Raw genomic sequence first — 381 nt, forward strand, 5'->3', positions numbered from 1 at the left:
GGGCGCGCGGGCGGGGGGGGGGGGGGGGGGGGGCCGGCGGGGCGGGGGGGGGGGGGGCGGCGGGGGGGGGGGCGGCCCCCCCCCCCCCCCCCGGGCCGGATCACTTGGCCACGCAGCCGGCCTTCCGCGCATGACGCCTCTTGCCGGCGCCTCAGCTCGCGGCAGCCAGCAGGAACGTTTCGACACGGGCAGCTGGGCAACGGCCGGCCTCCGCGCGAGAAGTCGGTGAGGTCGACTTTTCGCGCAGCCCCCGCAGCCCTCGCAGCCCTCGCAGCCGAGGGATGCGAGGCGGCGCGGCCTACGGAGACGGGCGGGTGGTCCGACGTGGAGGGCACCACCCGGGGCCGCCGGCGCGGCGACGAGCCCCCGGTGTGCGGACGC

This window comes from Kitasatospora sp. NPDC059722, from assembly GCF_042733235.1.
In the GTDB taxonomy this organism is placed as follows: domain Bacteria; phylum Actinomycetota; class Actinomycetes; order Streptomycetales; family Streptomycetaceae; genus Kitasatospora.